Here is a 26,631-nt window from a genome sequence, read left to right on the forward strand (position 1 = left end):
TACTTAGAGGGGATAATATCAGCCAGCCAGTTTTCTCTTTTCCAATTATTGAATTGCACCTGATGGAACAACCGCCTTCCGTCCCACAGAGTAATACTCCACACCTGCGGCAGCTGCTTCAGCCAATGTGTAGCAGTTTCTGCCGTCAAAAATGAGCGGCGTCTCCATTAAATCCTGGTAAGCTGCTAATGGGAATTGTTTAATGTCAGCCCAGTCGGTTAAAATCATGACGGCGTCGGAGCCTTTGACAGCTTCCTCGATCGTCTCCTTATATTCAACAGCCTGCGGGAGAACATGCCTCGCATGGCTTTCGGCAATGGGGTCGTAGGCTTTTATACGGGCGTCGAGCGCAGCGAGACGGTCTGCTATGACAATCGATGGCGCTTCCCTCATATCGTCCGTATTCGGTTTAAATGACAGTCCTAACAGGGTAATCGTTTTTCCCGTCACCCCGCCGAGCCTGTTCAGCGCTTTATCAACCAGCATCGCCTGTTGATTATTGTTGACTTTAATAACCGATTTCAGCAGTTCAAAATCATGCTCGACATTGCCGGCAATTTGCACGAGCGCGTTTGTGTCCTTCGGAAAACAAGAGCCGCCGTAGCCTATGCCGGCTTTTAAGAACTGGCTCCCAATCCGCTTATCCTGTCCCATACCGTACGCGACTGCTTCAATATCGGCTCCGACCTTTTCACATATATTCGAAATTTCATTTATAAAACTGATCTTAGTGGCCAGAAAAGCATTTGAGGCATATTTGATCATCTCGGCGCTTCTGATATCCGTTTGATAAATCGGGATTTGAAACGGACGGAAAAGCTCCTCAAGCGTCTTGGCTGTTTTCTGATCCGCCGTTCCGATCACGATTCTGTCGCCATGAAACGTGTCATAGATCGCCGATCCTTCACGTAAAAATTCCGGATTGGATGCGACCGAAATGCTGACAGGCTCCGCAAGATGTTTAGAGATCAGCCCTTCAATTAAATCGTTTGTCCCGACGGGCACTGTGCTTTTCGTGACCACGATGGCATCCCGTTTGACATGCCGGGCAATGCGTTTGGCCGCATCTGTAATATGCTCCAGATTGGCGTGACCATCTCTCTTCTGCGGTGTGCCGACCGCTATAAAAATAATGTCTGCCTCTGCCAAGCCATTCTCATAGCTCGTTTCAAAATTCAGCCGTCCATCAGCTGTATTTTTTCTCATCAGCTCTTCAAGACCCGGTTCAAATATGGGGGAAATGCCTTTTCTCATTTCATCAATCTTGTGAGCGTCAATATCAATGCAGGTTACATGATGTCCAATCTCAGAAAGAGAAACACCTGTCACAAGACCGACATAGCCTGTTCCGATGACTGTTATATTCATTGTTTCCCTCCAACAGTTAAATTGCTGCTTTGCAGCTTTCGTTTAATCGTATGAGAACATCCTATCATGAATGCGGATGATCTCCCGCATAGCCTGTCGGGTACAGCCTGTACAGATTTCTGACATGTGATTCAATCATACAATACCCTATTATATCGCTCTCAGAAAGAAAGTGGTGAAATGAGAACCGGCTGTTAAAAGAGACCAAATAATTTTCTTCTTTTGATATGCTGCGGAGGCTGCCTGTAGATCGTCTGATTCTGAAGGAGAAGCTCGGCGTTTTCTGTCAGCATATAATGAAATTCCGGACCAAATTCTTTCTTAAGAACATGAAGGGCTTCCTGGTAGTGAAAGTCTCTTGTTTTCAGATTATGAGCATCTGAGGCAACGAAATGAATCAAATTGGCTTCAGCCAGCCGGAGAGAAAATGCTTTCATCTGTTTTCCGAAAGTGCCCGCAAGACTTCCTGAAGTTATTTGAGATGCCGCTCCTTTTTCGACAAGATGATACAGCAAGGACGGGTTTTCGCGAATTTCCCTGTTGCGCTCTGGATGGGCGATAACCGGAATATATCCTTTCAGCTGCAAATCATAAAAAAGCTGTTCCGCATACCGGGGAACCTGATCAAATGGAAACTCAACCAGGATGTATTTCGTATCGTTCAGCGTAAGCAGCTGCTGTTCAGCAAGGTCGCGTTCCAAATCGCCATAAATTCTGATTTCCTGCCCCGGAAGCACGGTTAAAGGGATGTCTTCTTTGATTAAACGTTTGTTTAACTGATCTGCCGCTTCTCTGACTGCGGCTTGACCGTTTTCATACACACCGTTCTTATGATGCGGTGTCGCAATGATGGTCCGGATTCCCTGATAAACAGCAGCTCTTGCCATTTCTATACTGTCGGCTGAATCGCTTGCCCCGTCATCCATTGCCGGAAGAATGTGACAGTGAATATCTATCATGTCTTCGCCTCCTTTTTTGCAAAAATAAATAACGGGCAAGTTGCACGTTATTTATTTTGCATGAAATTTTCCTTGTTTCCGTAATATCCGTATTCAGAGTGCTTCGAAAGCTTTTTGCCGTTCATAATCGCCCCAAGGAGCTTGCTCTTGCACGATTCAAGTGCCTCTTTCGCTTTTGCGGCTTGTTCCTTTTCTGTTTTCCCGCTTGAAATAACCAAAACAGAACCATCAGCCACGTTGCCTAAAATCTGCGCATCCGCTACAGCAAGAATAGGCGGCGTATCAAAAATGACCATATCATATGCCGCACACGCCTCGTCTGCAAGCTCCTTCATCCATTTTGAGGAGAGAAGCTCAGCCGGATTCGGCGGGATCGGGCCGCTCGTCAGCACATGAAGATATTTTTCATTTGAGGCTTGTACAGCCTGCTCCAATGAGCTTTTCTTTAATAAAACTGTTGTTAATCCAATCATATTTTCAAGCTGAAAGGCCGTATGTACTGTTGGTTTTCGCAAATCAGCATCAATGAGGAGCACCTTTTTTCCCTGCTGGGCAAATACGACAGCCAAGTTAGCTGCCGTCGTTGATTTTCCTTCACCGGGACAGGCCGATGTGATGATTACTGATTTCATTTGGCGGTCCACTGCAGCAAATTCGATATTCGTACGAATCGTTCTATATTGTTCAGAGTTTAAGGATTTCGGCTCTGTCATCGCAATGACATTCCTCCGCTTCCAAGAGCCTCTGCTTTTTCTAAGCGCCAAAATGTTCACTCCTCACTTTTTTAGATTGGATACCGTGTAGGCTCTTCGCTGTTTTCTGCTTATTCGCAATCGTGGAAACCGTCCCTAAAACCGGTATGTCCAGCAAGGATTCGAGCTGCTCTTCCGATTTGATCGTATTATCCAAAAGCTCAAGCAGGAAGGCCAGTCCGATGCTTCCCGCCAATCCCGCCGCAAACGCGATGGCAATGTTAAGAAGCGGCTTTGGCGATACAGGTGACGGATGTCCTGTAACCTCGGCTGTTGACAGAATGCTGACATTGTCAACATTCATAATGGATGTGATTTTGTCTTGAAAGACAGATGCGATGGTATTGGCTATATGAGCCGCTGTTTCCGCATTTTCATCCTTGACTGATATGTTGACCACTTGGGAGTCCTGTTCGCTGGATACGGTAATTTTGTCATTCAGCTCTTGCGATGTCATCGACAGGCCCATATCTTTAATAACTTCGTCTAAGATGGCAGGGCTCTTAATGATGACGTTGTACGTATTGATTAACTGAAGATTGGTTTGGACATCGTTAAATTGGACTTCTTTTCGGTCGTTTTTCGATTGATTGACCAGAATCTGAGTTGAATTTTCATAGATGGGTGTAAGTGCGAAGAAACTGATGAGTCCGCCGGCAGCAGTTGTAGCTGCGGTTACAATCATAATCAAAAGCATGTGTTTTCTTAACGTTGATATTATTTCTTTTAAACTAGTAGATTCTCCCATGATACCTCCAAATCTCTTATAGCATCCTTTTCCATCTACGATTATACAACGTACAAACCGCAATTCTCCAGCTTTTCCATGACATTATTCGACATTTTTTTCATAAAACGTTGTGTGACAATTAAAATGAAAGCGCTTTACACACTGTTTTGACAGACCTGTACCCTAATTCCAGTTATGTCATCACGCATAAAAAAATCCCGCAAAAGGCGTGCGGGATTCTTACGTTGCATATCCATTTTTAATATGAGAAATTAAATTTTCAAGCATTTCCTTCGTCGTCATTTCAGATGACTGCTCACCAATTTCATGTGCATGCATCAAAATTTTCAGAAATTCTTCTTGATTCAATTTCTTTTCACTCATCATTTTTATTCCTTTCAGCTTCCATTAAGTTGAAAACACGATTATTATATGATGCCGGTTATCAATTTGCAATCTCTAATACATCATTCGACACATCCCATTTTTTATGTCCTTTTTTAGGAAAAACTTTTTCAGGCCGATGTGTTGCGATATAATAGAGAAATTGGATCTTTTTATTACGTGACTCGGTTAGGAGCGATAATCATGCTTCAGAATATGATTTCTAAAGACGATGTGCTGGCATCTGCTGAACAGTTGAAAGAACTCCTTCCTTACAATGAGGAAAATGTTCAGCTGATCAAAAAAGCCCTTATTTTATATCGGCAGGATTCAGTCTATCGTTTACAAGCAGTGAGTCCGACGGAAGTTACGGCTTACGTGCAGGATGTTGTGCCTGTGCGGGTCACATTGAACTTGTTTGTCATAGCCAAAAGCGGCTGTTCATGTCCGTCCGGAAGAATCTGCCGCCATATGCTGGCTGTTTTTTTATATGTATATGCAATGTTTGAGCGTGTGGGTACGCTTACAGCGTATTGGCTTGAGAGGGAAAAGCTGGAGGAAAGCAAAGAACTCGTCCGCCGTCAATTCCAGGAAAAGGTGCTGCCTAATGAAGAATCGCTTTCAAGCTGGCTCGCTTTTTTTGATTCAGAGTTCTCTCTCTGGCAGGCACGGACGCCGGAAAGCAGCCAAAACATGCAGGGCCTCTATTACGGCTACCTGTCCGCATTAAAAAAGCATGCGCCGAACAAACCCGAGCTGAAAAGCCTGTACCAGATTCATTCCGCGATTGCGGTTTGGCTTCGGATGTTCACATTGATTGAAGCGGGCAAATTGAACCCTGAGCAAGACTTTTATTCCCTCAATCCATATGTTGAACAGCTGATGGATACGATCTACAGCTCTATTGATAAATTAAAAACATACGCGCTGTCATTTGCGCTAGATCCGTTTTTGGAAAAAACACCGGAAGTTATCCGACATTTGCTGTTGAAAGAAGATATTTTTCAATATGAACGCATCCGCATCTTCGGTGAAATTTGGAGCGCGCTGCTGTCGCGGCCAAAATGGGTGGCGCGCGAACAGGAGATTTTGAAAAAAGAAGCCGGACGGCGTTTCTCACCTGAATTGCAATTCGGGCGCCTTCACTTGGAATTCCTGCAGAAGAATGATGACGTTATTTTTGCGGAAGCCGATGAATTCCCGCCGGAAGCGCTGCCGTATACGTTTCAGTGGCTGAGTGAAATCACGGCCAAGAAGGATTGGAAACGGCTGAAAACATGGTACCAGCGGATTGAACCGATTGCGATGGGTTATACGAAACTGGATAAACCGTTTAAAGAGATTCGCGACGTGATTAGTGAATTGTCCCTTCTGCTGAATGCCTATGTGAAGCAAACCAATGACCAAGCGCTGTTTGAACGCTATGCTGCAGGCTGTCTGCCGTTTACGTTCACAGAATACAGCCATCATTTATATGAGAAAAAACGATATGCCGAGTGGATTGAAATTCACAGCCTTGTCGGCTTTTCCATCTATGAAATGGATAAAATGATGCTGAAGGAAATTGCAGCGAGCGATCCGGAGGCGCTGATCCCGGCTTACCACAGAGAAGTGGCCTTTTTTATCGATCAGAAAAACCGCAGCTCGTACAAGGAAGCCGCCCGGTATTTGAAAAAACTGCGCACCCTGTACAGAAAAGCGAAGAAACTGAAGGTGTGGGAGCGGTATATTCAGCAGCTGAGCACGCATTACAAGCGCCTGCGCGCGCTTCAAGAAGAACTGCAGAAAGGAAAGTTGATTGATGGCGAGTCTTAAAGAAATTCTCATCCACGTAGAACAAATGGAAGATGGGTCATTTACGCTCTCAGCCTTTGATGAGAATGAGCAGCCACTTCCCTACAGCCATATGAAAAGGCATTTGTTCCAATGGCATGAATCCTCATTTTATGGAACCTTTCTTGAGGACGTCAGCTTCATCGGGACAACCGCTGTTTTGCTTTCTCCATGGATGACTGTAGAGCTTCTCGGCAAAAACTCGTTCAACTCATTCAGCTCCGTGCAGCTTACAGATGAAACGGAGCCGCTGATCGAGGCGGCATCGACCATCTATGAATTTATCGCAGACGGCGATTTTCTGCCTGACTATGAAGCATGGACAAACGGTGTTTTTCGCTGGAAGGACCGCGACAATATACTAGATGGCTTTACTGCGGATTGGTTCTCCGCTGCAGTGCAGGACTATATCCAATACGACGATGGCCTGCAGGAAAAATGGGAATACATTAAGGAGAAATCGCCTGCGGTCACGACATTCCGCGGACATTTTCTCGATGAGAAGGATTTTCTTGAAGGGATCGGCTGGATTGACGATCAATCTCCATTTACAGTCGGCCTGCGCTTAAATGAGCCAGACTTTGACGGAGACGATTGGAAAATCGAGATGTTTTTACGGGATAAAAAGAGCGGCGCTGTTGAATTTTTTGACGGGCTGAAGAGCCTTAAGAAATCGTGGCAGGCGTATAGCGATAAAATCGCACGTGAGCAGGACCGCTTTCACAGAACGGTTCCGTGGCTGTCATTTGATTCCGGGACAACGCTGATTTCAGAGGAAGAAGCCTGGATCTTCCTGTCAGAAGCGAGTGAGACGCTTGTCGATATGGGCGTGGAAATTCTTCTCCCATCCTGGTGGCAGATTGTCAGAGACAGTAACATGATGCTGAAGGCAAAGGTGTCGTCCGCCCCGCGCGGCGAGTCATTTGTCGGCATGAATGCGCTGCTTGATTTCAACTGGCGGTTTGCAACAAATGGAATTGAGCTGACTGAGGCTGAATTTAATGAGCTTGTCGCCAGCAACAGACGCCTCGTTAATATACGCGGGCAATGGGTAAAAATCGATCCGCAGTTTATCAAACAAATGAAACGACTGATGGAAAAAGCGGAATCGGAAGGACTCCACATGTCTGATATTCTGGCGCGCGAATTAATGGATCAGGGGGAAGGCGGGCTTGAAGATTCAGAGTTGATGGATACATCCGCATTTGCTGGCATTCAATTTGATCTGTCCAAACAGCTCAGGTCACTGATTCGGAAGCTTACAGCCGCGGAAAACCTGCCGGAACACGAAGTCAGCCCTTCTTTCCAAGGAACTCTCCGCCCCTATCAGAAATACGGCATGAACTGGCTGCTATTTCTGCGAGAAAGCGGTTTTGGCGCCTGTCTGGCTGACGATATGGGACTTGGGAAAACGATTCAAATGATCGCCTATTTCCTGCACGTAAAGGAAAGCGGCCGACAAAAAACGCCGAATTTGATTATCGCGCCGACATCCGTGCTCGGCAACTGGCAGCGGGAGCTTCAAACCTTTGCTCCTGACCTGTCTGTCGCGCTCCATTATGGGCCGCGCCGTCCAAAAGGTGATGATTTCGCCGCGCATTATGAAAACGCAGATGTGGTACTCACTTCATACGGATTGTCGCACGCCGATTCGGAAGAGCTGACTTCTGTGACATGGAACACAATCTGCCTTGATGAAGCGCAAAATATTAAAAACGCGCATACGAAGCAATCACGGGCAATCAGAAAGCTGAAAGGGCTTCACCATATCGCGCTAAGCGGCACGCCAATGGAAAACCGCTTAACTGAACTGTGGTCCATTTTTGACTTCATGAATAAAGGCTACCTCGGCAGTCTGACAGGCTTCCATAAACGTTATGTGCTGCCGATTGAAAAAGACCGGGACGAAAAGAGAATCGGACAGCTTCAGCAGTTAATCCGCCCATTCCTTCTCCGGCGGACGAAACGGGATGAGGAGGTCGCCCTTAATCTTCCTGAGAAGCTGGAAGAAAAAGAATTTATTCCGCTTTCAGCCGAACAGGCATCACTTTATGAGCAGCTTGTCAAAGACACATTTGACCATATGACGTCACTGACCGGCATGCAGCGAAAAGCGTTGATCCTCAGCATGCTCGGACGTCTCAAGCAAATATGCGATCACCCCGCGCTCTATTTAAAAGAAGATCAAACAGAGCTGCTGGCCGGCAGATCAGTCAAGCTCGAAAAATTGCTGGAACTCATGACAGCGATACGCGCCCAAAACGAAAGCTGCCTCATTTTTACGCAATACATTCAGATGGGGAACATGATGAAAAGGCTAATTGAAAAAACGTTCGGCGAACCTGTGCAGTTTTTAAACGGGAGTCTCTCCAAGCAAGAGCGGGATACACTCGTTGAGAAATTTCAGAAGAAAGAATACCCGACACTCATTCTTTCACTGAAAGCCGGAGGCACCGGACTTAATTTGACCGCCGCCAATCACGTCATCCATTATGACAGATGGTGGAACCCGGCGGTTGAAAACCAGGCCACTGACCGGGCATACCGCATTGGCCAGGAGCGTTTTGTCCACGTTCATAAAATGATTACGACAGGAACAATTGAGGAAAAAATTGATGTCATGCTCGAATCGAAGCAAACGCTGAACGATCAAATTATCCAAAGTGAAAACTGGATTACCGAGCTTTCTACACAGGAACTCGAAGAATTGTTTACATTAAGCGCCTCAGCGCGATGATTAAAAAAGCTGGCTCCTGAAAGAGCCAGCTTTTTTCCGTTCATAGCCGTCACGCCGAATTTCCAAAGAATCCGTTACGCCGGTTACCAACAGGATGCACTTTTGGTGCAGCATATAAACCTACAGCAAATTGTTAATCATATGTGCGACGCCGTGTTCGTCATTGGTCAAGGTGATGGCGTCTGCCATCGCCTTGATATCTTGCCGCGCATTGCCCATCGCTACACCTTTTCCCGCCGCCTCTAGCATCGATTTGTCATTTAAGCTGTCACCGACAGCTGCGGTTTCTTCAATCGGGATATTCAGCCGTTCCGCAAGCCTCACCAGCGCCTGTCCCTTGGAAGCTTTGCGGGCAGAAAGCTCAAAGTTATGCTCAGCCGAACTGACAAGCGTCAAATCTTCAGCATGCGCATATCTTTTCCAGCCTGCCTCAAGCTTCTCTTTGAAGAAAGAAAAACCGAGAATATTATAAAAATCGATGTGGTAATCAGACTCAAACAGCTCTTGAAACGAGCTGATGTAAGCGAAGCCGGATTGGCTGTATTGCACCTCGGCCGCTTGCATTAGGACAGAAAGATCCGCTTTCGGATTCGCGCTCCTGAATCGGTCCAGCTCAACCTCAAGAAGTTCCCTGCTGTTTTGTGGCGTATATATGGCTGAACCTGTGAATACCTCGTAATAATAGTTTTCAGACTCAAGCCATGAGAGAATGTCATACGCCCGCTGTTTATCAATGGTTTCCTGATGATAAAGCCTGCCGTCAGGATCGTGAATGACGGCGCCGTTTGCGCTGATGACCCATGTTTTGATCCCGAGCGGCTCAAAGATCGACATGACATCAAAATGAGCGCGCCCAGTTGACACCACTACTTCTATGCCATCCCGCTGCGCCTGCCGCAGCGCGTTTTCATTTTCCACGCTTACCTGATGCTTGCTATTGAGTAAGGTTCCATCTAAATCAATCGCAATCAATTTCACGTTTGTCAGCCCTTTCCTTCATCCTGCTCTGTCACGAGTAGTTCCACACCGTTACGGTCAAGCAAGTCACAAAACGCCTGATGAGGCAGCCTGTCTGTGATTAAGAGATCGATTTCACTCAGGTCCGCATACTGATAAAAACTGGTGCTCCCCAGCTTCGAATGATCTGCAAGCGCGATCACCTGCTTTGCCTGCTGAATCATTTTTCGCTTCACCATGCCATCCTCTTCATGCGCAATTGTAATGCCATGTTCGGAGATGCCGACCACACCGATCAGCGCTTTATCTACGTGGTAGCTTGAGAGCTTTTCAATTACAGAGGCACCGTAAAGAAAGCGGTGCTCCTTTTCCAGCTTGCCTCCAAGCAGATAGATTTCAATTCCCTCTTTATCGGACAGTACTTCTGCGAGATTAATCGAGTTGGTGATTACCGTACAACCATCCGCATTCAAATGCTTTGCACATGCCTGAACGGTTGTAGAAGCGTCTAAAATTACCCGGTCACCATCATGAATGAGCGATGCGGCAAGCCTGCCGATCTTGTTTTTTTCCTCGGACACTGTTTTCAAGCGTCCGGAATAACTTTGGATTTTCTGATGCACAGTCGGCAAAATGGCACCGCCTCTTGTACGGATGATGGCATTCTGTTCCTCCAGCTTCACAAGATCCCGTCTCGCTGTATCCCTCGACACCTGAAGGAGCCTACAAATCTGCTCCGTTGTAATTCGGTTATGCTGTTTTAAAAAATCCAAAATCGCTACTAATCTTTCTTCTTGGTACACGCCCTCATTCCTTTTCTTATCAATCATCTTTAAGCAATTATAAGTTTTTATCCAATTTCATTCAATATTATTAAGTGATTTTAAGTGAAAATGCATCATAAGAACCAATTTTTCCTAGTCGATACAAAAGAAAGACCAGTCTGGTCGACTGGTCACTTTTGAGGGGATGATGCGGAGATTAGAATCATATGAATGGCTAGAAAACGGGGAGGATCAGAGGATGTCAATCGGCAGCTTTTTCCCTGGGTTTAGGGTCCATAAAACGAACAGTATCAGCCAACACTTCCGTTACATAGACGGTAACGCCTCCTGCGTTTTCATAGCTTCTTGTCTGAATCCGTCCACTTATGCCGACGAGAGAACCTTTTTGGCAATACAACGCTGTATTTTCAGCTGTTTTTCTCCAAAGTGTGCAACTGACGTAATCGGCCTCGATTTCACCTGAAGCATTTTTGAAGCTGCGGTTTACCGCGAGCGTAACGTGTGCGACTGCCGCACCGGCGGAAGTGTAGCGAAGCTCAGGATCTTTTGTAAGTCGTCCGACAAGCATGACCTGATTGAACATGCGATTCCTCCTCTCCTTGCGGTTATATGCATTGTAGATGATGCAATGAGAAAAGAAAAACGCGTAAAAGTGGCTTTCATCCCCTGTTTTTATCTTTCGTTTTCATTTTTCCTTCAGCTAAAAACATCTTTTGTTCTTTCCCTTTAAAGAAATATGTACTTTTTAAAAACCGGAAAAAGATTTGCTTTGTCAGCCAATTTTCTGTATTCATACATACATAGGAAGAACCATCCCATGCAAACCACTGAAAGCTCAGCTTTTTTTCAGGCAGTGACACCTTAATTTTATACTGCTCCATGCCGTCTTGCGTTTCGTATAAAAAGCTTACGCTTCCTTTTTTGTTTAGATGAACCTCAAACACTTCTTTACGGCTTACCATATATGTTACTTCCTTTTGAATTAAACAGTCCTCAGAAGGAATGCCGTCAATATAAATTTCTTTTAAACGAAATTGATTCATACCACATCTCTCCGTAATCCATAGTCAATTACAGTATAATGAAAAATTAGAAATTATTAAATGTTTCGCTAATACATAATTCTTTAGCCCTAGAATTGTAGCATTTTTTCCTCTAAAACGTTTATGTTATAATGATAGGCAAGAAATCTTTGGAAATAATCGGGGTGAGAATAGAAATGAAAACCTTTAAACTGGTTGACTTGAATGTGGAACGAGTGGACAAGGAAGAAAAATCAATTGAACAGTTTCCCCTTATTGACGGACTGATTATAAATAAAGAAGACGGTGAAAATCACTGGCTGATTGAAGCGCTTGTAGCGAAAGAACACCTGTCTTTTTTTGAGCAGCTTCAAAATAGCCAAACTGAAGCCAAAGTATTTGTAACGATCACGAAAAAAAGCAATCGCCCCGCCCAGCTGACAGCAGCAGTGAAAAATATCGTCAAGCTGGAAGAAAGCATACAGGTTTTAATCTACGGACAAATGGTCACAAGAAAACAGCAAGGCACTGAGACCATCCTCGAATCCCTTGTAAAAGAGGGCTATACAGGAACAAAGCTCATTGAGGCATTTAAGCAAAAGATATAAAAATGCGGGGAGACGTTCCCCGAAACCGTTCAGGTGCGAAGAGCGCCACAATCAACATTTTGCATAAATAGGTTCTATATTAAAAAAGCTGCCGTTTTTAAACGGCAGCTTTTATTTTCGTGCTTTCACTCTTGCATATTTAATTTGTATGGCCAAAAGCATCAACCAATTCCCCTTTAACAACGAGGCGCCCTTCGGTTTCGGCCGCCTTGTCACATGTGATTAACGTAATCTCTTTTTCATTTGTCTCCTCAATCACATCTGCATGCATTTCCGACATGATTTTTTTGGATGTCACAGAATAAATATAGTCTTTTTTAAAATCAGTGATGACAATTTGAGCACCTGTTTTTATGTTTTCAAGAGGTCCAAACAGAAGACTCTTTTGCTTCAAATGATGGCCAGCCAAAGGATAATTCCCCTCGCCCATTTTCTGATCCGGGCGCATTGTTGCCGCCCCGATCATTAGGTTTTCGTTGGTTGTGCCTTTTACGATCGGAAGCTCCAGATTAACACTTTTAATCGTTATCCGCCCGATAACTGCTTTTTGATCGTGATTAAAGCCAGCCTTTATTGCTTCCATCAAATCAGGTGGCGTGATTGAATCAAATTCAAAATCTGCCTCTCTCTCATTATTTTTTTTCAGCTGCTCCACAGTTAAGGCCGACTCACTCTGGCTTTTGCTAAGATAAGCTATGATTCCTTCTTTCAAATAAGGAGAACAGATTAGCAGCAGTCCTAAAAGAATGAACATCGTAATGATCATTTTCTTGTACATAAACAAAATTCCTTTCCTTCCTTCTAAAATGACTTGTATCACTTTTAAAAAAGCACCTGATCAATTCTTCAATGATCAGGTGCTTTCATATTTATCCCTTTCTTTGCTTCTTTCTTGAGGCAACAGCTAAGCCTCCTCCTGCCATTAACAGCAGGATACCGATCATTACTGTTAATGTGCTGTCAGAATCTCCGGTTTTTGGAAGGGAATTGTCTGTGTTCGAATCATTACCATTGGTTTTCGAATGATGTCCATCTCCATTCACATTTCCATCCGGTGTAGGTTTATCCGGTTTGTCAGGCGTTGGTGTTTTCACTTTCTGATTAGAAACAACAAGCTCAACAGCTTTTGGCTGTCCTTTTTCTATTGTGAACTCAATCGGTGTTTCATCCAGTTTGTAACCTTCTGGTGCCTTTGTTTCAATCAATTGATAGCTTCCCGGCGCAAGGCCTTTTACTATGAACTGCCCCTGTTTATCCGTTTTCCAGAGTTCAGGCAGCTCTTTGCCATAGCCGTCAGCTTTTACAGGCTTGCCGCTTGCGTCCAATAACTTGAATTCAGCACCCTCCAAAACGATCGTTTTATCGTCTTGATCCACTTTCGTCACATTCGCGTCACCTGGTGTCAATATGTTTTCAGCGGTGATTTCAACTGGTTTCGTGTCTGTATTTGTGATCTTAAACGATATTGGTGTTTGGTCTAAATGATAATCTTTAGGCGCTTTTGTTTCGACAAACTGATATTCACCAGCATTGAGACCATGTACTGTGATTTGTCCTTTGTCATCAGTAGTCAAGCCGGATTTCAGCACTTTTCCGTTGGCGTCTGTCAGATTGAACTCCGCGCCCTGAAGAGCTTTGTTTTTATCATGCTGATCCACTTTGGTGAGTACAACAAGATTCTTGGCATTAACCGCTGTTACTTTCACTTGTTCAGGTTTGCCGCTATTTTCAGCTTTAATGGTGAATGACACTGGTTTTTCGGATAAAAGGTATCCATCTGGCGCCTCTTTTTCAATAAATTGATAGGTTCCCGGCGCTAACCCATCAACTTCAATTTTGCCGTCTTCTTTTGAGACTAGATCTTCTCTCACAGTTTCCCCATTGCTGTCAGCGATTTTGAATACTGCGCCTGCTAAGCCTTTTCCATCTTGATCTTGCTTCGTCAGCTGAACTGATCCTTTATCGTTCACGACGATTCCGGCATCTGCGGATTCTGGCTTTCCTGCTGCAGATTCAGCAATGGTAAACTCTTTTTTCTCTGTGTTTAACAAATAGCCAGATGGCGCTTTCGTTTCAATAAAGGCGTAGCGTCCCGGTGCAAGGTCCGAAGCCTTAACTTTTCCGTCTTTATCCGAAGTCAGCTTTTCTTGAACCGTATTACCTTCCTGGTCGACAATGTTGAACACTGCACCTTCCAGTTTTTGGCCTTCAGCATTTTCCTTCGCCAACTCAACAGAGCCTTTATAGTTGATAGCGACCCCGGCATCCACTGGCTCCGGCTTTCCTGCTGCGGAATCAGAAATCGTAAACTCTTTTTTCTCCGTGTTTACCACATAGCCGGCTGGCGCTTTCGTTTCAACAAAGGCATAGTGTCCCGGCGCAAGGCCTGAGGCTGTTATTTTCCCGTTTTCATCTGAGGTCAGCCCTTCTTGAACCGTATTTCCTTCCTTGTCAATAATCCTAAAGACGGCACCTTCAAGCTTTTGGCCATCGGCATCTTCCTTCGTCAGCTCAACAGAGCCTTTATCGTTAACGGCAATTCCGGCATCTGCCGCTTCAGGCTTTCCTGCTGCAGATTCTGAGATGGTAAATTCTTTTTTCTTTGTGTTCAGCACATAGCCGGATGGAGCTTTTGTTTCCACAAAGGCGTAACGGCCCGGCGCAAGGCCCGAAGCCTCTATTTTTCCGTCCTTATTTGAGGTCAGTCCCTCTTGAACAGGATTTCCATCCTGATCGACAATGTTGAATACTGCACCTTCAAGTTTCTGGCCTTCAGCATTTTCCTTCGTTAGAGAGACTTTCCCTTGATAATTGGTCATTTCTCCTAAATTGACATCGGACACTTGATTGTTTTCATTCTTTGCGATTGAAAAGTGTATCGCTTTTGTATTCACGATAAAGCCTGCTGGAGCTTGTGTTTCTGTCAAGCGGTAGTAGCCCGCCGGCAAACCGTTCATTTCTACTTTACCGTTTTTACCGGATTTTATATCTGTTCGTATAAGTGTATAGGTGCCGTCATTTGATTTTTTCTCCAGCTTGAAAACAGCACCAGCCAAAGGATTGTTGTGTTCGTCTTGTTTGATAAGCGTCACCTTGTTCTGTTGATTTACGACTTTGTACAGCGCCCCTGTCTTGGAGGAATTGCTGTCTATCTTAACAGAGACTCCTTTTGCATAAGCATCACTGATGTTATATCCGTCAGGCGCTTTTATCTCTTTTAATACGTAGGAACCGTAGCGGATATTTCCGAATGTAAGCTTCCCGCCAGAATCTGTCGTACCTGTACGCAGAAGCTGCTTGGCGTCTTCAGACCATAATTGAAAGTCTGCGCCTTCTAGTGCTTTATTGTCCTCACCTGTTTTAAAGATCGTCAGGCTTCCTTTTTCACCGGATCCCGAACCGTCGCCGCTTGAAATGGCAACAAAAATCGAGCTGCTGGTTTCTTGAGTCTGCTCCTTCACATTTGTTCCTGAAATGGACACTTTATTTTTAACGTGGCCGTTCGTTCCCGCTATGTTAATCAGAGACCGGTATTTGATCACATAGGCACGGTCAATTTGCTTATAGCTGCCTATGAATGTCAGGACAAACGATTGTTCACCTGTTGTATTGTTGGTTTTGATGTCTAACGTGTAATCTTTGTCTTTTTGAAGTTCGATATCGCCCGCGGTCAGATTTCCGCTGCTGTCTTTGACCACTCCATTTTCATCATATTTTGCTTGATATACTTTAAAAGAATCTGCATCCAGTATTTGATTTTCATCCGGCGTGTCAGTGACTTTTACATCATCCAGCGTTGATTGGCTGGAGTTGACATTGATGCTCCAATCGATGTAGCTTCCATTTTGTTTTCCGCCCTTAAAAATCAGGCTTCCTCCATCCACAACGGAGACAGAGCCCGTCAAGGTGCGGTCTGCATAACCATCATTATGGTAGGTCGCTTTGTTTGTGTACTTATTCTGATCAATGACCTTTCCTTTGAGCGTTGTTTTAAACTCAATCAGGTATGGCACCGATTCGCTCGTTTTAAGGTGTACTGTCAGAGTGCGTTCATTTTTTTCTGAAGGCTCTTCGACCTCATACTTGGAAGGATCAAGGACGTCTCCTTCTGTGATGGAGCCGTTTTTATTAATTGTATAGCTCTTTACCACAACGGAACCCGGCACAAATTGTTGAGGATCTGTTATGGCATCTTTTATATAAGGTTTTTTTGTGGGTTCGCCATTATAATTGACGCCGATTTTCCACGTGATTTCCTTTGAAACTGCGTTGTATGATCCATTTTTGAATCCATTGTTTGTCGTCTGATGATTCGGCGTAAAGCCGCTTGATACCTTATTCGTGCGCTCATTGCCGTATTGATCAGTCCATGTTGAATGTGCTGTATTCTTGACGCTTTCGTTAGAATAGTCAGCATTGAATGTTGTTGTGTAAGTGATCTTAAACTGACTGTCTGTTTTTTTGTAATCCCCGATCAATGCCAAAGTAAAGCCTTTATGTTCGGGCTTTTTTGTCAATGTGTAGTCTTTGTCTTTCTCCAACGTTTTGTTGTTCGTGGTGTCTTGCATTTTGAACGAGTCATCAATCAGAACCAATCCGCCGCTTTCGAATTGATCATCCAGCGTCCAATTGTTCATCTCATAGTTGTTTTTATTAACTGTAATCGTCCAATCAGCCGTCTTCTTCTCATAATCAACATTTGAATACCCTTTGATAAGGTTTTGTTGAATGGCTATTCCAGAAGCTTCTTTTGAATCCCCTGTTCCGGTCACCACGCTGTTGGTGTATGCTGTCGTTTTATCAATGATCACTCCGCTATTGACCTTTGTTTGATATGTGATTTTATAAGCGCTAGTAATGAATTTATTAAATTTGACTTCAAATCCGGTTCCATTATCGATCAGCGTATAGTCCTCGCCTTCCTTTAAAGGCGTTCCCGCTTGCTCGCTGCCGTTCTGTCCAAAGGTAATAGGAATAACCTTCAAAGAATCTTTCACAAGATGCAAATCGCCAGTTCCAAAAGAATCTTTAATGCTGGCCTTGGATTGGTCGATCTGTTTCTCACCGTAGTTGTATAAAAGAGCCCAGCTGAATGTTTGAGAATCTCCATTATAGCCGGTTGATGATTTTGCAATCATTTTTCCATATTTGGCTGCAACAGTGGCTTCGGCAGAAATGGGTTCCAGGTTGTCTCCGCTGAATGCTGCTTTGTTTGTCAGCGTTATATTTCCGCCCTCACTCGGCTTTGCACTATTGTCAATGTCAGTTTCGTATACAAGGCGGAAGGCTGAATCAATTGTCCCATCAAATGTGACATTTCCTTTTGTATCAACGCTATAGCCGGAAGACACTTCATTTCCTCTGCTGACAGAACCATCAATGTTCACATTAAGTTCATACACTTTAACTGAACGGTAGATTAAGCCGTCCGGAAGACTTTCCGTGATTTTGGCATTCTTGACTTGATCCAATTTTTTATTGACATCGACCGTCCATGTTACGTTACCGGGGTTGATGCCTTTATCCAGCACACCTGATTTATCAATGGTTTTACTCACATTTGGTTTGAAATAAACCGTTGTCTCAGGAGTATCGGAATTCACAGGAAATGGAATCTTTTGTGTTGTCGATCCCGTTATTTTCTTCTCATTAAACTGCGTATTGATCACCAATGTGCCTTTGACATTAGAATGTTCTTTTACCTCGCCGTTAAATGTCATCACCACATGTCCGTTTGTATCAATAGAAAATGTCCCGAATGTGGTGTCTCCGGCGCTTAATGGCAGGTTCACAATGTCATTATGCATAATAAATTCTTTAGGCAAATCAAATTCATATTGATCCCCGGCATTGATTGTCTTTCCTAAATCGTCAGGAATGGCCCAATCAATTGAAATGTTCACCGGAGAATCTGTACTGGCGCGATTGCTCTTGTCATATGGCTCTCCGTTTTCATCCGTCAATGTCACGCCGGTTAAAATATGTTGTGTGATTTGTTTTTCTTCAGTTTGCAGACTTCTGAAATCTGATTGACTTGAGGATGACACTTTTTTTGAATCATCACTCTGAGAGGAATCGTTGCTCTTAGAGTCGGCTGACGGCTGTTGTTCTTCCTCTTTTTGATCCTTGCTGGCTGATGGTGCAGATTTATCATCTGTCCCTTCCTGATCACCCTCAGTTTCAGAAGAGTCATTTTTTGGCTCTTCCGACTCGGCATCTGGTGTCTTATCTTTCTTAACAGGGATGATCACCTGCTGGGTTTTGCCTGCCCCTAGTTGAAAAAGGGCTGCCACTGTATGTTCATCTTCTTTTACATCTGCAGTAAACGTGGCTGACAGTGTAATGGCGCCCTTGGCATCAGGAGAATCCGCGGATGCAGTTGTTACTTTTACCGTCATGGTGCTGCCGCCCGCCGGCAAATGATAGCTGCCGATGACTTGGTCAGCAGATGTAATCTCACCGTCTGCACCTTTATCAAAGGTAAAGCTTTTAGGTATCTCCACATTGATACCCTGTTCACTTTCTGTATCTTTACCTTTTTTTAATGACCATTCATATGTCAGTGTCACTTTATCCCCCGGCTTTAATGCCGGTTCGTTTCCTTTTGTGCCGTCAACAACCTGGTCGTTGCCTTCCTTGACCGTCACCGAATCGAAGAATTGGCTGTCGCTTGACGTGACGTCCATAGCCTGTGCTGTAATAGTATAGCTGGCGATCTGGCTGAAGAAGAAAAAGATGGCCAGGCTTATGATCATAATGATCCGCCCGCTTTTTTTCAGCCATAAGGGAAAACTCCTCGTTCTCAACTTTTCATTCCTCCCATTCATATCTATTTTTCACTTGCCGATTGATCCGTGAGACCATAAAGTCATGTCTCATCCCCCAAAAATGCTTGCTAATGCCGAATGAGTTTCAAAACTAAGAATTGCCACCCGAACCAAACTACATTGTATGAAATGGAACTATACAAATTCTGTACAACTAAAAACGGAATGAATGGGAGATTTGAAATTTCTAGCGGAGACATATGGCGAAACCCTTCCTTTAGGTGACTTGTAAAAAAAACCAGTGTACATCGGCAGGAAATCGACACACACTGGTTTGAAGAAGGTTTTTTTCTTTTCAATTAACCTGATCTTTCAATTGTTTGTAACGCTGATATTCTTTTATCGCCTCTTCTACCCTCCCGTTTTTGTTGAATAGCTGCAGCTTGTATTGCATAATTTTTTGATCGCAAGGCTCCATTTTCTCGACCTGCAGGCAAATATCCATCGCTTGATGATCATTCATTTCACGAATAAGGAAATCGATCAGTTCATAAGCCTTTCCAAGCCAAAGCTGGGCGAGACGTGTCTTTTCCGGTTCTGCCCACAAATAGCCGTGCTCTAACAGGTAATGATTTTGATAGGCCATGAAAATATCCGTGTGCAGATGTAATGTAGCTGTATTGAGCGGAGGAGCTTCTTTTAGTGACTTTTCCCATTCAGCAACATCAATTTTTGCATCTGAAAGCCGAAGAATATATCCTGTGTCGGTCTTCTCAATTGTTTGGCTGAAGGGAATCTGGCTGAGTAATTTCCGTATCTGATAAATGGTTGAGTAGAGCTGGGTGCTTGCTTTTGTCACATCATAATCGATCCAAAAAAGATCGATTAGCATGTCTTTACTGACTACGCGGCCTAGGTTGTGAAGTAAAAATAAGTATATTTCGCGTGCTTTCGACGTTCTCCACTTGACTGGAATGTTTGTTTTGACACCCTTTAAGGTTTGATAAAACTGCAGGTTTCCAAAACATTGGATCGAAAAATGCGCCTCAGTATTTTCTGCAGATGCTCTGAGCATATTATTCGTTCTAATTCGTTCAACAGTTGTCTCGAGCCGCTTATAATTTACGGGCTTCAGCAAATAATCAATGGCATTCAGCTCAAACGCTTTGATAGCGAACTCATTATAGGCCGTGATGAAAACCACTTGGATGTTTTCATTCATCGATTGAATCTCTTCAGCAAGCTCAATGCCGTTAACCCCCGGCATTTCAATATCAAGAAACACTGCATCTACAGCAGGAATCTCTGGATGCTCCAGAGCTTCAATCGGATCTTGATACGCCATTATAGATTGAAATGCGTTTGTCCGTTCAAGCATGTTTTTTAAGTGAAGCAATGCCAGGTGCTCATCATCAACAATTAACGCTTTCACAAAACATCACACCCTATATGTAAAATGGAGATACCAGTAAATAACTTTTATTATATCATGCCAAATTGTCCCTTTATCTGGATTATTTTTCTTTCTATCTTTGAAAGTTTACACTTACAATATGAATAAAAATAGGAATTTAAAACCCTATTGGATAAAGGAGCACTAATATGAAAGAAAAAATTATTTTCATTTCAATTATTTTCGGTTATGCCGCATTCTTTATGGCTTTTATAGCCGTTGACCATTTTTCTGGATCAACACTTCCTGAAGCAAAGCATGGAGTCATGGATTTGGAGAAATGGGATTTTCAGAAGGATGGGAATGTTCAGCTGAACGGAGAGTGGACTTTATATCCAAACCAGATTCTGTCGTCAAAAGAGATCGCTTCTGCAAAAGGAAAAGATCCCCTCTTCGTTGATGTCCCCAGCAATGTGAAAGTAGCCAAGCAAGGTATTAACGTGGATTACGGAACGTACAAGCTGACGATCAGATCAAACCAAGACAATCAGGTTTTCGGGATCAGCACGTCTTTTATTTACAGCGCAAATCGCATTTATTTTAACGGACAACTCATAGGACAAAGCGGCAGCCCTACAAATAAACCTGATTTCACAGCGCAAAATAGACCGTATACGAGCTTTTTTACGCTTCACAAGGGTGATAATGAACTTGTCGTACAATTTTCGAACTTTGAAAAAACGCCGGGGTGGGGTATCGCAAAGCCGATTACCTTTGGAACTCAGGATCAAATATTGCGGGAAAACAAAATTTCCTTTCTTAATGATACGGTCATGATTACGGCATTTTTCATTACGGGATTATATTTTCTGGGCTTTTTCCTGCAAAGAAAAAAGGATAAGCATTTGTTGTTTTTTTCTGTTATGTGTCTTCTGTTTTCGTTCATTATACTGATGATCGGAAAAGAGCGGATTATATTTCTCCTCTACCCGTCCATTTCATTTTCATTGCTAAGTTCAATGAGGGCAATCTCTACAGTGTTTGTCAGCATTGCGGTTTTTCTTTATCTCTATTTCGCTTACCGGGAGATTGTGTCAAAACGTTTTATTCTCATAGCCACTGTTTCTTCCGGGCTGGTCTTGATCACAGATTTTTTAACCAAGGGTTTTATTGGCCATGCCTCATACATATTACATTCTGTGCTAGCCGTTTCGACCCTTGTTTATATTACATATATTTTTACAATTGCAGCGATTCGCAAAATGGAAGGAAGCCTGTATCTTACCATCGCTTCTATATCAATGAGTGCTTTTGTTATTTTAACGACCATTTCAGCTTATAGTGGGAAGTCGGCCTTTTCATTTAACTCGATTTACTCATTGCCAACAGTTATCGCTTTGCTGGCGATCGTTCTACTGATGGCACAGCAATTCGCCGGCGCTTTCCGCGAAAATGAAGTGCTGTCATGGAAATTGCTCAGAATTGACCGGCTAAAGGATGAGTTTATTGCCAAAACATCGCATGAATTCAAAACGCCGCTGAACAGCATTATTAATATATGCCAGACGCTGCTGGCCGGCAAAGGAAAAAGAACGATAGAAGAAGAGAAAGAAAATATGCAGCTTGTCATCCGCATGGGCTATAGGCTGTCCAATCTGGTGAATGACATCTTGGATTTAGAAAAAATAAAACAGGGCATGCTTGAGATACACCAGGTTCCTGTTGATATTTACACTTTAATCTGTTCGGAAATGAATTTCTACAATCTCTTGTCCAGACATAAAAACTTGAATATGATAAATCATATTCCACCCGGCCTTCCTTTGGTACTCGCAGATGAAAACCGTTTTCGGCAAATTGTTACCAATCTAGTAGACAATGCAATTAAGTATACAGCGGAGGGCCAAATCACACTTTCTGCTTCAAGATTGGACGATAACATGATTAAGGTGACAGTAACGGATACCGGAAGCGGCATTTCCGAGGCCGATCTCCAAACCATCTTCGAGTCTTTTCAGCAAGCCGAAACGAATAAAGACAACGGAGCCGGTCTTGGCCTAAGCATTGTCAAACAGCTGGTTGAACTCCAAAATGGAGAAATTTGGGTTGAATCGGAAGTGGGAAAAGGTTCGGCATTCCATTTCACATTGCCAATTGCTCAAAATGAATCTGTGCCTGAGACAAAGAAGGGTCATCCTGATTTACAACCCGGGATTCAGATGTTAGATATCTCTTTGAGCACGCCTTATTACTCTGAGAAAATTGACGCTCCAACCATTCTGATTGTCGATGATAACCTTGACAGTTTAAAAATTTTAAGCGATATGCTTGAAGGTGTACCCTACAATGTAATTGCAGCAAAAAACGGTAAGGAAGCATTAGAAGTCATCTCTTGTACGAAGCTTGATTTGGTTATTTTAGACTTGATGATGCCGGATATGTCTGGTTTCGAAGTTTGCACGGAAATTCGTGATCGATTCAGCTTGGTTGATCTCCCAGTTCTAATGATTACAGCAGCCATTATTGGCCATGACAAATACAAGGCTTTTCTTGCCGGAGCGAATGACATATTGCAAAAGCCTTATCATTACTCTGAATTTATGGCGCGTATCAAAAACCTGATTATGATGAAACATACAGCAAATCAAGCCACTAGAATGGAAATGGCATTTTTACAATCTCAAATCAAGCCTCATTTTCTTTACAATGTATTAAATACGATCATTTCTCTCAGCCATTTGGATATTGAAAAAGCGCGTGACGTAACAGAGGAATTTACCAACTATTTAAGAATGAGCTTTGATTTCCAAAATACATCTGCCATCAGTTCATTCAAACATGAGCTTTCTATTATCAGTTCCTATCTTTCCATAGAAAAGACACGCTTCGGCGATCGGCTGGACATCCTTTTTGATATAGATGAAGATATTGACTTTATCCTTCCTCCTTTAATGATTCAGCCTTTGGTGGAAAATGCCGTTCTTCACGGTGTCAGCAAGAAAAGAGGCGGCGGATGGGTCAGGCTGACAGCTAAAAAACAAAGCGAGAATGAGTATTACATCAAAGTAGAAGATAACGGTGCCGGCATAGCTCCTGAAAAACAAGAAGATCTCTTATCTGCGGATTTCGATCGCAGCGTCGGTTTGAAAAATATTAACCAGCGGCTGAAACATTTTTGCGGAAGCGAATTGAAGATCAGCAGCACTCCGGAAGCCGGAACCTCTGTTTCAATGCTCATCCATCTCGCTGAAACAATGGAAAGTCCCACGGCATTACATGAAAGGAATTGAAAATAAAAAATGACTGCCGTTTTGAAACGGCAGTCTTCTTATTCCGGCGACTTTGTTTGCAGCTTCAGCAGATCTCTGATTTCCTTCAGCAGCTCCTCTTGCGCATCCAACGCTTCCTCCGCCTCCTCTTCTTCTTCTGCTTCTTTTTTGCGTCTCAACCCATTCAAAGCCCGAATCACAATAAATATGGAAAACGATATGATTAAGAAGTTCACAATTGTCTGTATAAAGCTGCCGTACTTCACCACAGCATCTCCAAACGTAAACGATAAACCTGAAAAATCAAGCCCTCCTAACAGCAAGCCCACCAAAGGCATGATGATATCGTTGACTAGAGATGTGACGATCTTCCCGAACGCGCCGCCTATTACCACACCAATTGCGAGGTCAACGATGTTCCCGCGCATGGCAAAAGCCTTAAATTCGTTCCACATACAATCACCTGCTTTCTCATGTTTTAAAAGAAAAAAAAGACAAATGTGCTGCTGCCCATCTGCCTTTTTTTCATTTATTCTCCGAGAGCAAAAGTCAGTTCGACTTCACAAACGACTTCGCCATCAACTGTGGCAACGCCTTTTCCGCGCCCGATTGTGCCGCGCGCACGAATGATTTCAACCTCAAGATGAAGCTGATCACCAGGCTTGACTTGTTTTTTAAACCGGCAATTATCAATACCCGCAAAGAACGCCAGTCTGCCGCGGTTTTCTTCTTTAATCAGCATCGCAACAGCTCCGACTTGAGCAAGCGCTTCTACGATTAATACGCCGGGCATGACCGGATATTGAGGAAAATGTCCGTTAAAAAACTCTTCATTTGCGGTTACATTTTTATAGCCTTTTGCCCGTTTACCCTCTTCAACCTCCGTAATCCGGTCTACAAGCAAAAACGGATAACGGTGAGGAATAATTTCTTTAATCTGCTGAGTATCAAGCATTCTCTTGACATCTCCTTCATCTGCATTAGTATGTATAGCAATCATTAAAGATCCAATCTGTACATTTGAAAAGTATATTATGAATTAATCTCTTTTTCAACCGCGCTAAAATGTAACCTACTGTCAATGAGAGCCGTCAAAAGTTATGATATGATAATTATAAATTTTACCAATAGCAAAGAGGTAGGAAAATGATTTCGAAGTTTATTGAAAAAAGGATGCAAAACATGTTAGATGAGTGGTATTCCGCAATGAGCAAACGCAAAATGAATCACGTTTGCACACTGAAAGAGAAAATTGACCAGCACCATCCGAAGATCAAAAAGAACACAAAACTTTGGTTGCGTTATCAATTGTTTCAAGCCCGCCATCAGCTGCTTTTTGAGAACCAGAACGGACTTGATTCATTATTCGATGATCTGTACGGCCTGGAAGACAAAATGGATGATGAATTGAAATATTATCTGTATTTTTTCTCAGGATTAAATGAAATGGTAAAAACAGCTCCGAAACTTGCAGTGAATCATTTTAAAAAAGCTGAACAGTACCTGGGCGCCATTCAAAACACGTTTGAAGCCGCTGAATTATATTATCAAACCGCTGGCGCCTATTACTTGATGAAATCACCGCCGCTTTCCATCCAATACGTCAAAAAAGCATTACAGATCTATTTACACCAATTCGGCTATATAAAAAAGGTGATCACCTGTAAGCTTTTGCTCGCCGTTAATTATATTGACCAAGAACGCTATGAAAAAGCTGAACATCTTTTTAAAGAAATCATTAGGAGAACCCAGCAATTACATGACGAAAACCTGCTATGCCACGCTTATTATAACCTTGGCTTTTTAAAAGCAGCCGAAAAAAAAGACCAGGAAGCGCTTCTTTACTTTAAAAAAGTATTAAGGAATCAAGAATTTGAAACGAATTCTCCAGTATCGTATCTGCACTGTGTGTACGAATCTGTCAGAGCGCTCTTTAAAACAGGAAAGATCTCAGAAGCGAAAGCCGTCCTGCAAAAAGGTTTAGAATTATCTGAAAAGGTAGACATTCAAACCATCTATCTGAAATTAAAAACGCTCGAAGCGCTCTACACATCAGTTGAAGACCCCTATGATCAGCTGCTCGAATATGTGCTTGAATTAGAAAAAATTGAAGCGTGGGTGGATTTAGAGGTGCTGTTAGAAGACATTACGGAATACTACAAAAAAAAGGACGATTTCGAAAAAGCCGCTTTTTTTATCATGCGCGGCTGATTGAAAACGCCCACTTCTTATTATCTGACTGAATTGATTAAACCGAGCATTTGATCTCCCATTGTAATCGTTCTGCTGTTCAGCTGATATGAACGCTGGGACGTGATCAAATCTGTCATTTGTTCTGACATATCAACATTGGACATCTCAAGCGAGCCCTGCTCTATGCCGATGTTTTGTCTATTAGCGCCATTCAGCTCGTCAAATGCTGCCGCATTATCAATAGAGAACAGGTTATTTCCTTCCGATTTCAGCTCTTGAGGGTTATTAACTTGGATAACTCCGAGATTAAACCGCTGGACCGCGTTTCCGTCAGATGCGGTTAACGTTCCGTGTTTATCGATGGTGATATTTTTCATTGAGCTGTCGATGTTCACTGTATTGCCGTATTCATCAAGCACCGGATTCCCATTTCCAGTAACGAGCTGAAGCTGGTTGGCATTTGCAGCTGAAGGCGTTACATACAGCGCTCCGTCCCTCGTGTACTGGCGGTTTCCATTCACGTTAACCTGAAGATATTGGTATGGTAACGTAAACGCGATATCCAGATCGCGATCCGTCTTCTGAATGCTTCCTTGATCAGATACAAGGCGTGAATTCATCATCGCTCCGACGCCAAGGCGCAAGCCGGGCGGCGTTTTTCGAGCTTTTGCCACTTCCTCATTTTTTTCATCAACCTGATCGAATTGCTGTCTGACTAGCTCAGAAAAATTCGTATCTTTTGCCTTATAGCCGGTTGTGTTGCTGTTTGAAAGGTTGCTGCTGATTGTGTCAATCTGCTGCTGCAGCTGGTTTAAGGTGGTTGATGCCGTTAGCATTGACCTGAGCATAGTTGATGTCCCCCGTTTTTTCTTCC

Annotated in this window: 20 protein-coding genes and 1 pseudogene; 6 read left to right on the forward strand and 15 right to left on the reverse strand. The window is 43.3% G+C overall.

Going from position 1 to position 26,631, the window contains the following annotated elements; translation table 11 throughout:
- Positions 1 to 45: 45 nt before the first annotated feature.
- The 5 genes from uglF to MOF34_RS09000 form a co-directional block, all read right to left on the reverse strand.
- Entirely contained in the window at positions 46 to 1,368 is a 1,323-nt protein-coding gene (gene uglF / locus MOF34_RS08980; RefSeq protein ID WP_268399864.1) for a UDP-glucose 6-dehydrogenase UglF, read from the reverse strand.
- Positions 1,369 to 1,562: 194 nt separating this feature from the next.
- Positions 1,563 to 2,327 (reverse strand): tyrosine-protein phosphatase, encoded by a 765-nt coding sequence (locus MOF34_RS08985; RefSeq protein ID WP_268399866.1) that lies wholly within the window; start codon positions 2,325 to 2,327, stop codon positions 1,563 to 1,565.
- Between the two features lie 47 nt (positions 2,328 to 2,374).
- The gene (locus tag MOF34_RS08990; RefSeq protein ID WP_268399867.1) at positions 2,375 to 3,091 is read right to left on the reverse strand and encodes a CpsD/CapB family tyrosine-protein kinase; all 717 of its coding nucleotides are present in this window, start codon (positions 3,089 to 3,091) and stop codon (positions 2,375 to 2,377) included.
- The gene (locus MOF34_RS08995) at positions 3,081 to 3,827 is read right to left on the reverse strand and encodes a YveK family protein (protein WP_268399869.1); all 747 of its coding nucleotides are present in this window, start codon (positions 3,825 to 3,827) and stop codon (positions 3,081 to 3,083) included. Before MOF34_RS08995 ends, MOF34_RS08990 begins: the two co-directional genes overlap by 11 nt.
- A 222-nt stretch (positions 3,828 to 4,049) precedes the next feature.
- The gene (locus tag MOF34_RS09000) at positions 4,050 to 4,193 is read right to left on the reverse strand and encodes a hypothetical protein (RefSeq protein WP_003242876.1); all 144 of its coding nucleotides are present in this window, start codon (positions 4,191 to 4,193) and stop codon (positions 4,050 to 4,052) included.
- Positions 4,194 to 4,397: 204 nt separating this feature from the next.
- Between MOF34_RS09000 and MOF34_RS09005 the strand changes: the two genes are divergently transcribed.
- Both MOF34_RS09005 and MOF34_RS09010 read left to right on the forward strand, forming a co-directional pair.
- Positions 4,398 to 6,008 carry an SWIM zinc finger family protein gene (locus MOF34_RS09005; RefSeq protein ID WP_268399870.1) on the forward strand — a complete coding sequence of 537 codons (1,611 nt, stop codon included), beginning with the start codon at positions 4,398 to 4,400 and terminating at the stop codon, positions 6,006 to 6,008.
- Complete coding sequence (locus MOF34_RS09010; protein WP_268399871.1) at positions 5,995 to 8,763, forward strand: DEAD/DEAH box helicase; 2,769 nt, start codon at positions 5,995 to 5,997, stop codon at positions 8,761 to 8,763. The genes MOF34_RS09005 and MOF34_RS09010 overlap by 14 nt, the downstream gene beginning before the upstream one ends.
- A 120-nt stretch (positions 8,764 to 8,883) precedes the next feature.
- Here the strand turns inward: MOF34_RS09010 and MOF34_RS09015 are convergent, their stop codons facing one another.
- From MOF34_RS09015 to MOF34_RS09030, 4 genes are all read right to left on the reverse strand, one after another.
- A complete protein-coding gene (locus MOF34_RS09015; protein ID WP_268399872.1) occupies positions 8,884 to 9,741 on the reverse strand; it encodes a Cof-type HAD-IIB family hydrolase in 858 nt (285 codons plus the stop codon).
- 5 nt (positions 9,742 to 9,746) lie between these two features.
- Positions 9,747 to 10,523: a transcriptional regulator GlcR gene (gene glcR / locus MOF34_RS09020; RefSeq protein WP_268399873.1), complete on the reverse strand. Its 777-nt coding sequence runs from the start codon at positions 10,521 to 10,523 to the stop codon at positions 9,747 to 9,749.
- 223 nt (positions 10,524 to 10,746) lie between these two features.
- Entirely contained in the window at positions 10,747 to 11,088 is a 342-nt protein-coding gene (ssbB, locus tag MOF34_RS09025) for a single-stranded DNA-binding protein SsbB (RefSeq protein ID WP_268399874.1), read from the reverse strand.
- A 76-nt stretch (positions 11,089 to 11,164) separates the two neighbouring features.
- Positions 11,165 to 11,548 (reverse strand): hypothetical protein, encoded by a 384-nt coding sequence (locus tag MOF34_RS09030; protein WP_268399876.1) that lies wholly within the window; start codon positions 11,546 to 11,548, stop codon positions 11,165 to 11,167.
- 176 nt (positions 11,549 to 11,724) lie between these two features.
- Between MOF34_RS09030 and MOF34_RS09035 the strand changes: the two genes are divergently transcribed.
- On the forward strand, positions 11,725 to 12,135 hold the full coding sequence (locus MOF34_RS09035) for a YwpF-like family protein (RefSeq protein WP_019715968.1): 411 nt from the start codon (positions 11,725 to 11,727) through the stop codon (positions 12,133 to 12,135).
- Between the two features lie 139 nt (positions 12,136 to 12,274).
- On the opposite strand, the gene MOF34_RS09040 is transcribed toward MOF34_RS09035, so the two are convergent.
- From MOF34_RS09040 to MOF34_RS09050, 3 genes are all read right to left on the reverse strand, one after another.
- The gene (locus tag MOF34_RS09040; protein WP_268399878.1) at positions 12,275 to 12,913 is read right to left on the reverse strand and encodes a class A sortase; all 639 of its coding nucleotides are present in this window, start codon (positions 12,911 to 12,913) and stop codon (positions 12,275 to 12,277) included.
- 91 nt (positions 12,914 to 13,004) lie between these two features.
- Positions 13,005 to 18,941, reverse strand: coding sequence for a SpaA isopeptide-forming pilin-related protein (locus MOF34_RS09045; RefSeq protein WP_268399881.1), 5,937 nt, complete (start codon positions 18,939 to 18,941; stop codon positions 13,005 to 13,007).
- Positions 18,942 to 19,257: 316 nt separating this feature from the next.
- On the reverse strand, positions 19,258 to 20,334 hold the full coding sequence (locus MOF34_RS09050; RefSeq protein ID WP_268399882.1) for a response regulator: 1,077 nt from the start codon (positions 20,332 to 20,334) through the stop codon (positions 19,258 to 19,260).
- A 1,379-nt stretch (positions 20,335 to 21,713) separates the two neighbouring features.
- Here MOF34_RS09050 and MOF34_RS21020 point away from each other — a divergent pair.
- Positions 21,714 to 22,442: pseudogene (locus MOF34_RS21020) on the forward strand (sensor histidine kinase); the annotation flags it as partial.
- Positions 22,443 to 22,619: 177 nt separating this feature from the next.
- Positions 22,620 to 23,585 carry a histidine kinase gene (locus MOF34_RS09060; protein WP_268399949.1) on the forward strand — a complete coding sequence of 322 codons (966 nt, stop codon included), beginning with the start codon at positions 22,620 to 22,622 and terminating at the stop codon, positions 23,583 to 23,585.
- A 38-nt stretch (positions 23,586 to 23,623) separates the two neighbouring features.
- Here MOF34_RS09060 and mscL read toward each other — a convergent pair whose 3' ends face one another.
- Both mscL and fabZ read right to left on the reverse strand, forming a co-directional pair.
- Entirely contained in the window at positions 23,624 to 24,019 is a 396-nt protein-coding gene (gene mscL / locus MOF34_RS09065) for a large conductance mechanosensitive channel protein MscL (RefSeq protein ID WP_029317133.1), read from the reverse strand.
- 74 nt (positions 24,020 to 24,093) lie between these two features.
- Positions 24,094 to 24,519, reverse strand: coding sequence for a 3-hydroxyacyl-ACP dehydratase FabZ (gene fabZ, locus MOF34_RS09070; protein WP_003221796.1), 426 nt, complete (start codon positions 24,517 to 24,519; stop codon positions 24,094 to 24,096).
- Between the two features lie 191 nt (positions 24,520 to 24,710).
- Here fabZ and MOF34_RS09075 point away from each other — a divergent pair, with 191 nt between their 5' ends.
- Positions 24,711 to 25,775, forward strand: a complete 1,065-nt coding sequence (locus tag MOF34_RS09075) for a tetratricopeptide repeat protein (RefSeq protein WP_268399883.1) — start codon at positions 24,711 to 24,713, stop codon at positions 25,773 to 25,775.
- Between the two features lie 20 nt (positions 25,776 to 25,795).
- On the opposite strand, the gene flhP is transcribed toward MOF34_RS09075, so the two are convergent.
- Positions 25,796 to 26,605 carry a flagellar hook-basal body complex protein FlhP gene (gene flhP, locus MOF34_RS09080; protein WP_268399884.1) on the reverse strand — a complete coding sequence of 270 codons (810 nt, stop codon included), beginning with the start codon at positions 26,603 to 26,605 and terminating at the stop codon, positions 25,796 to 25,798.
- Positions 26,606 to 26,631 lie beyond the last annotated feature (26 nt).

The sequence above is a fragment of the Bacillus sp. T17B1 genome (genome assembly GCF_026796395.1).
GTDB lineage: Bacteria > Bacillota > Bacilli > Bacillales > Bacillaceae > Bacillus > Bacillus spizizenii_A.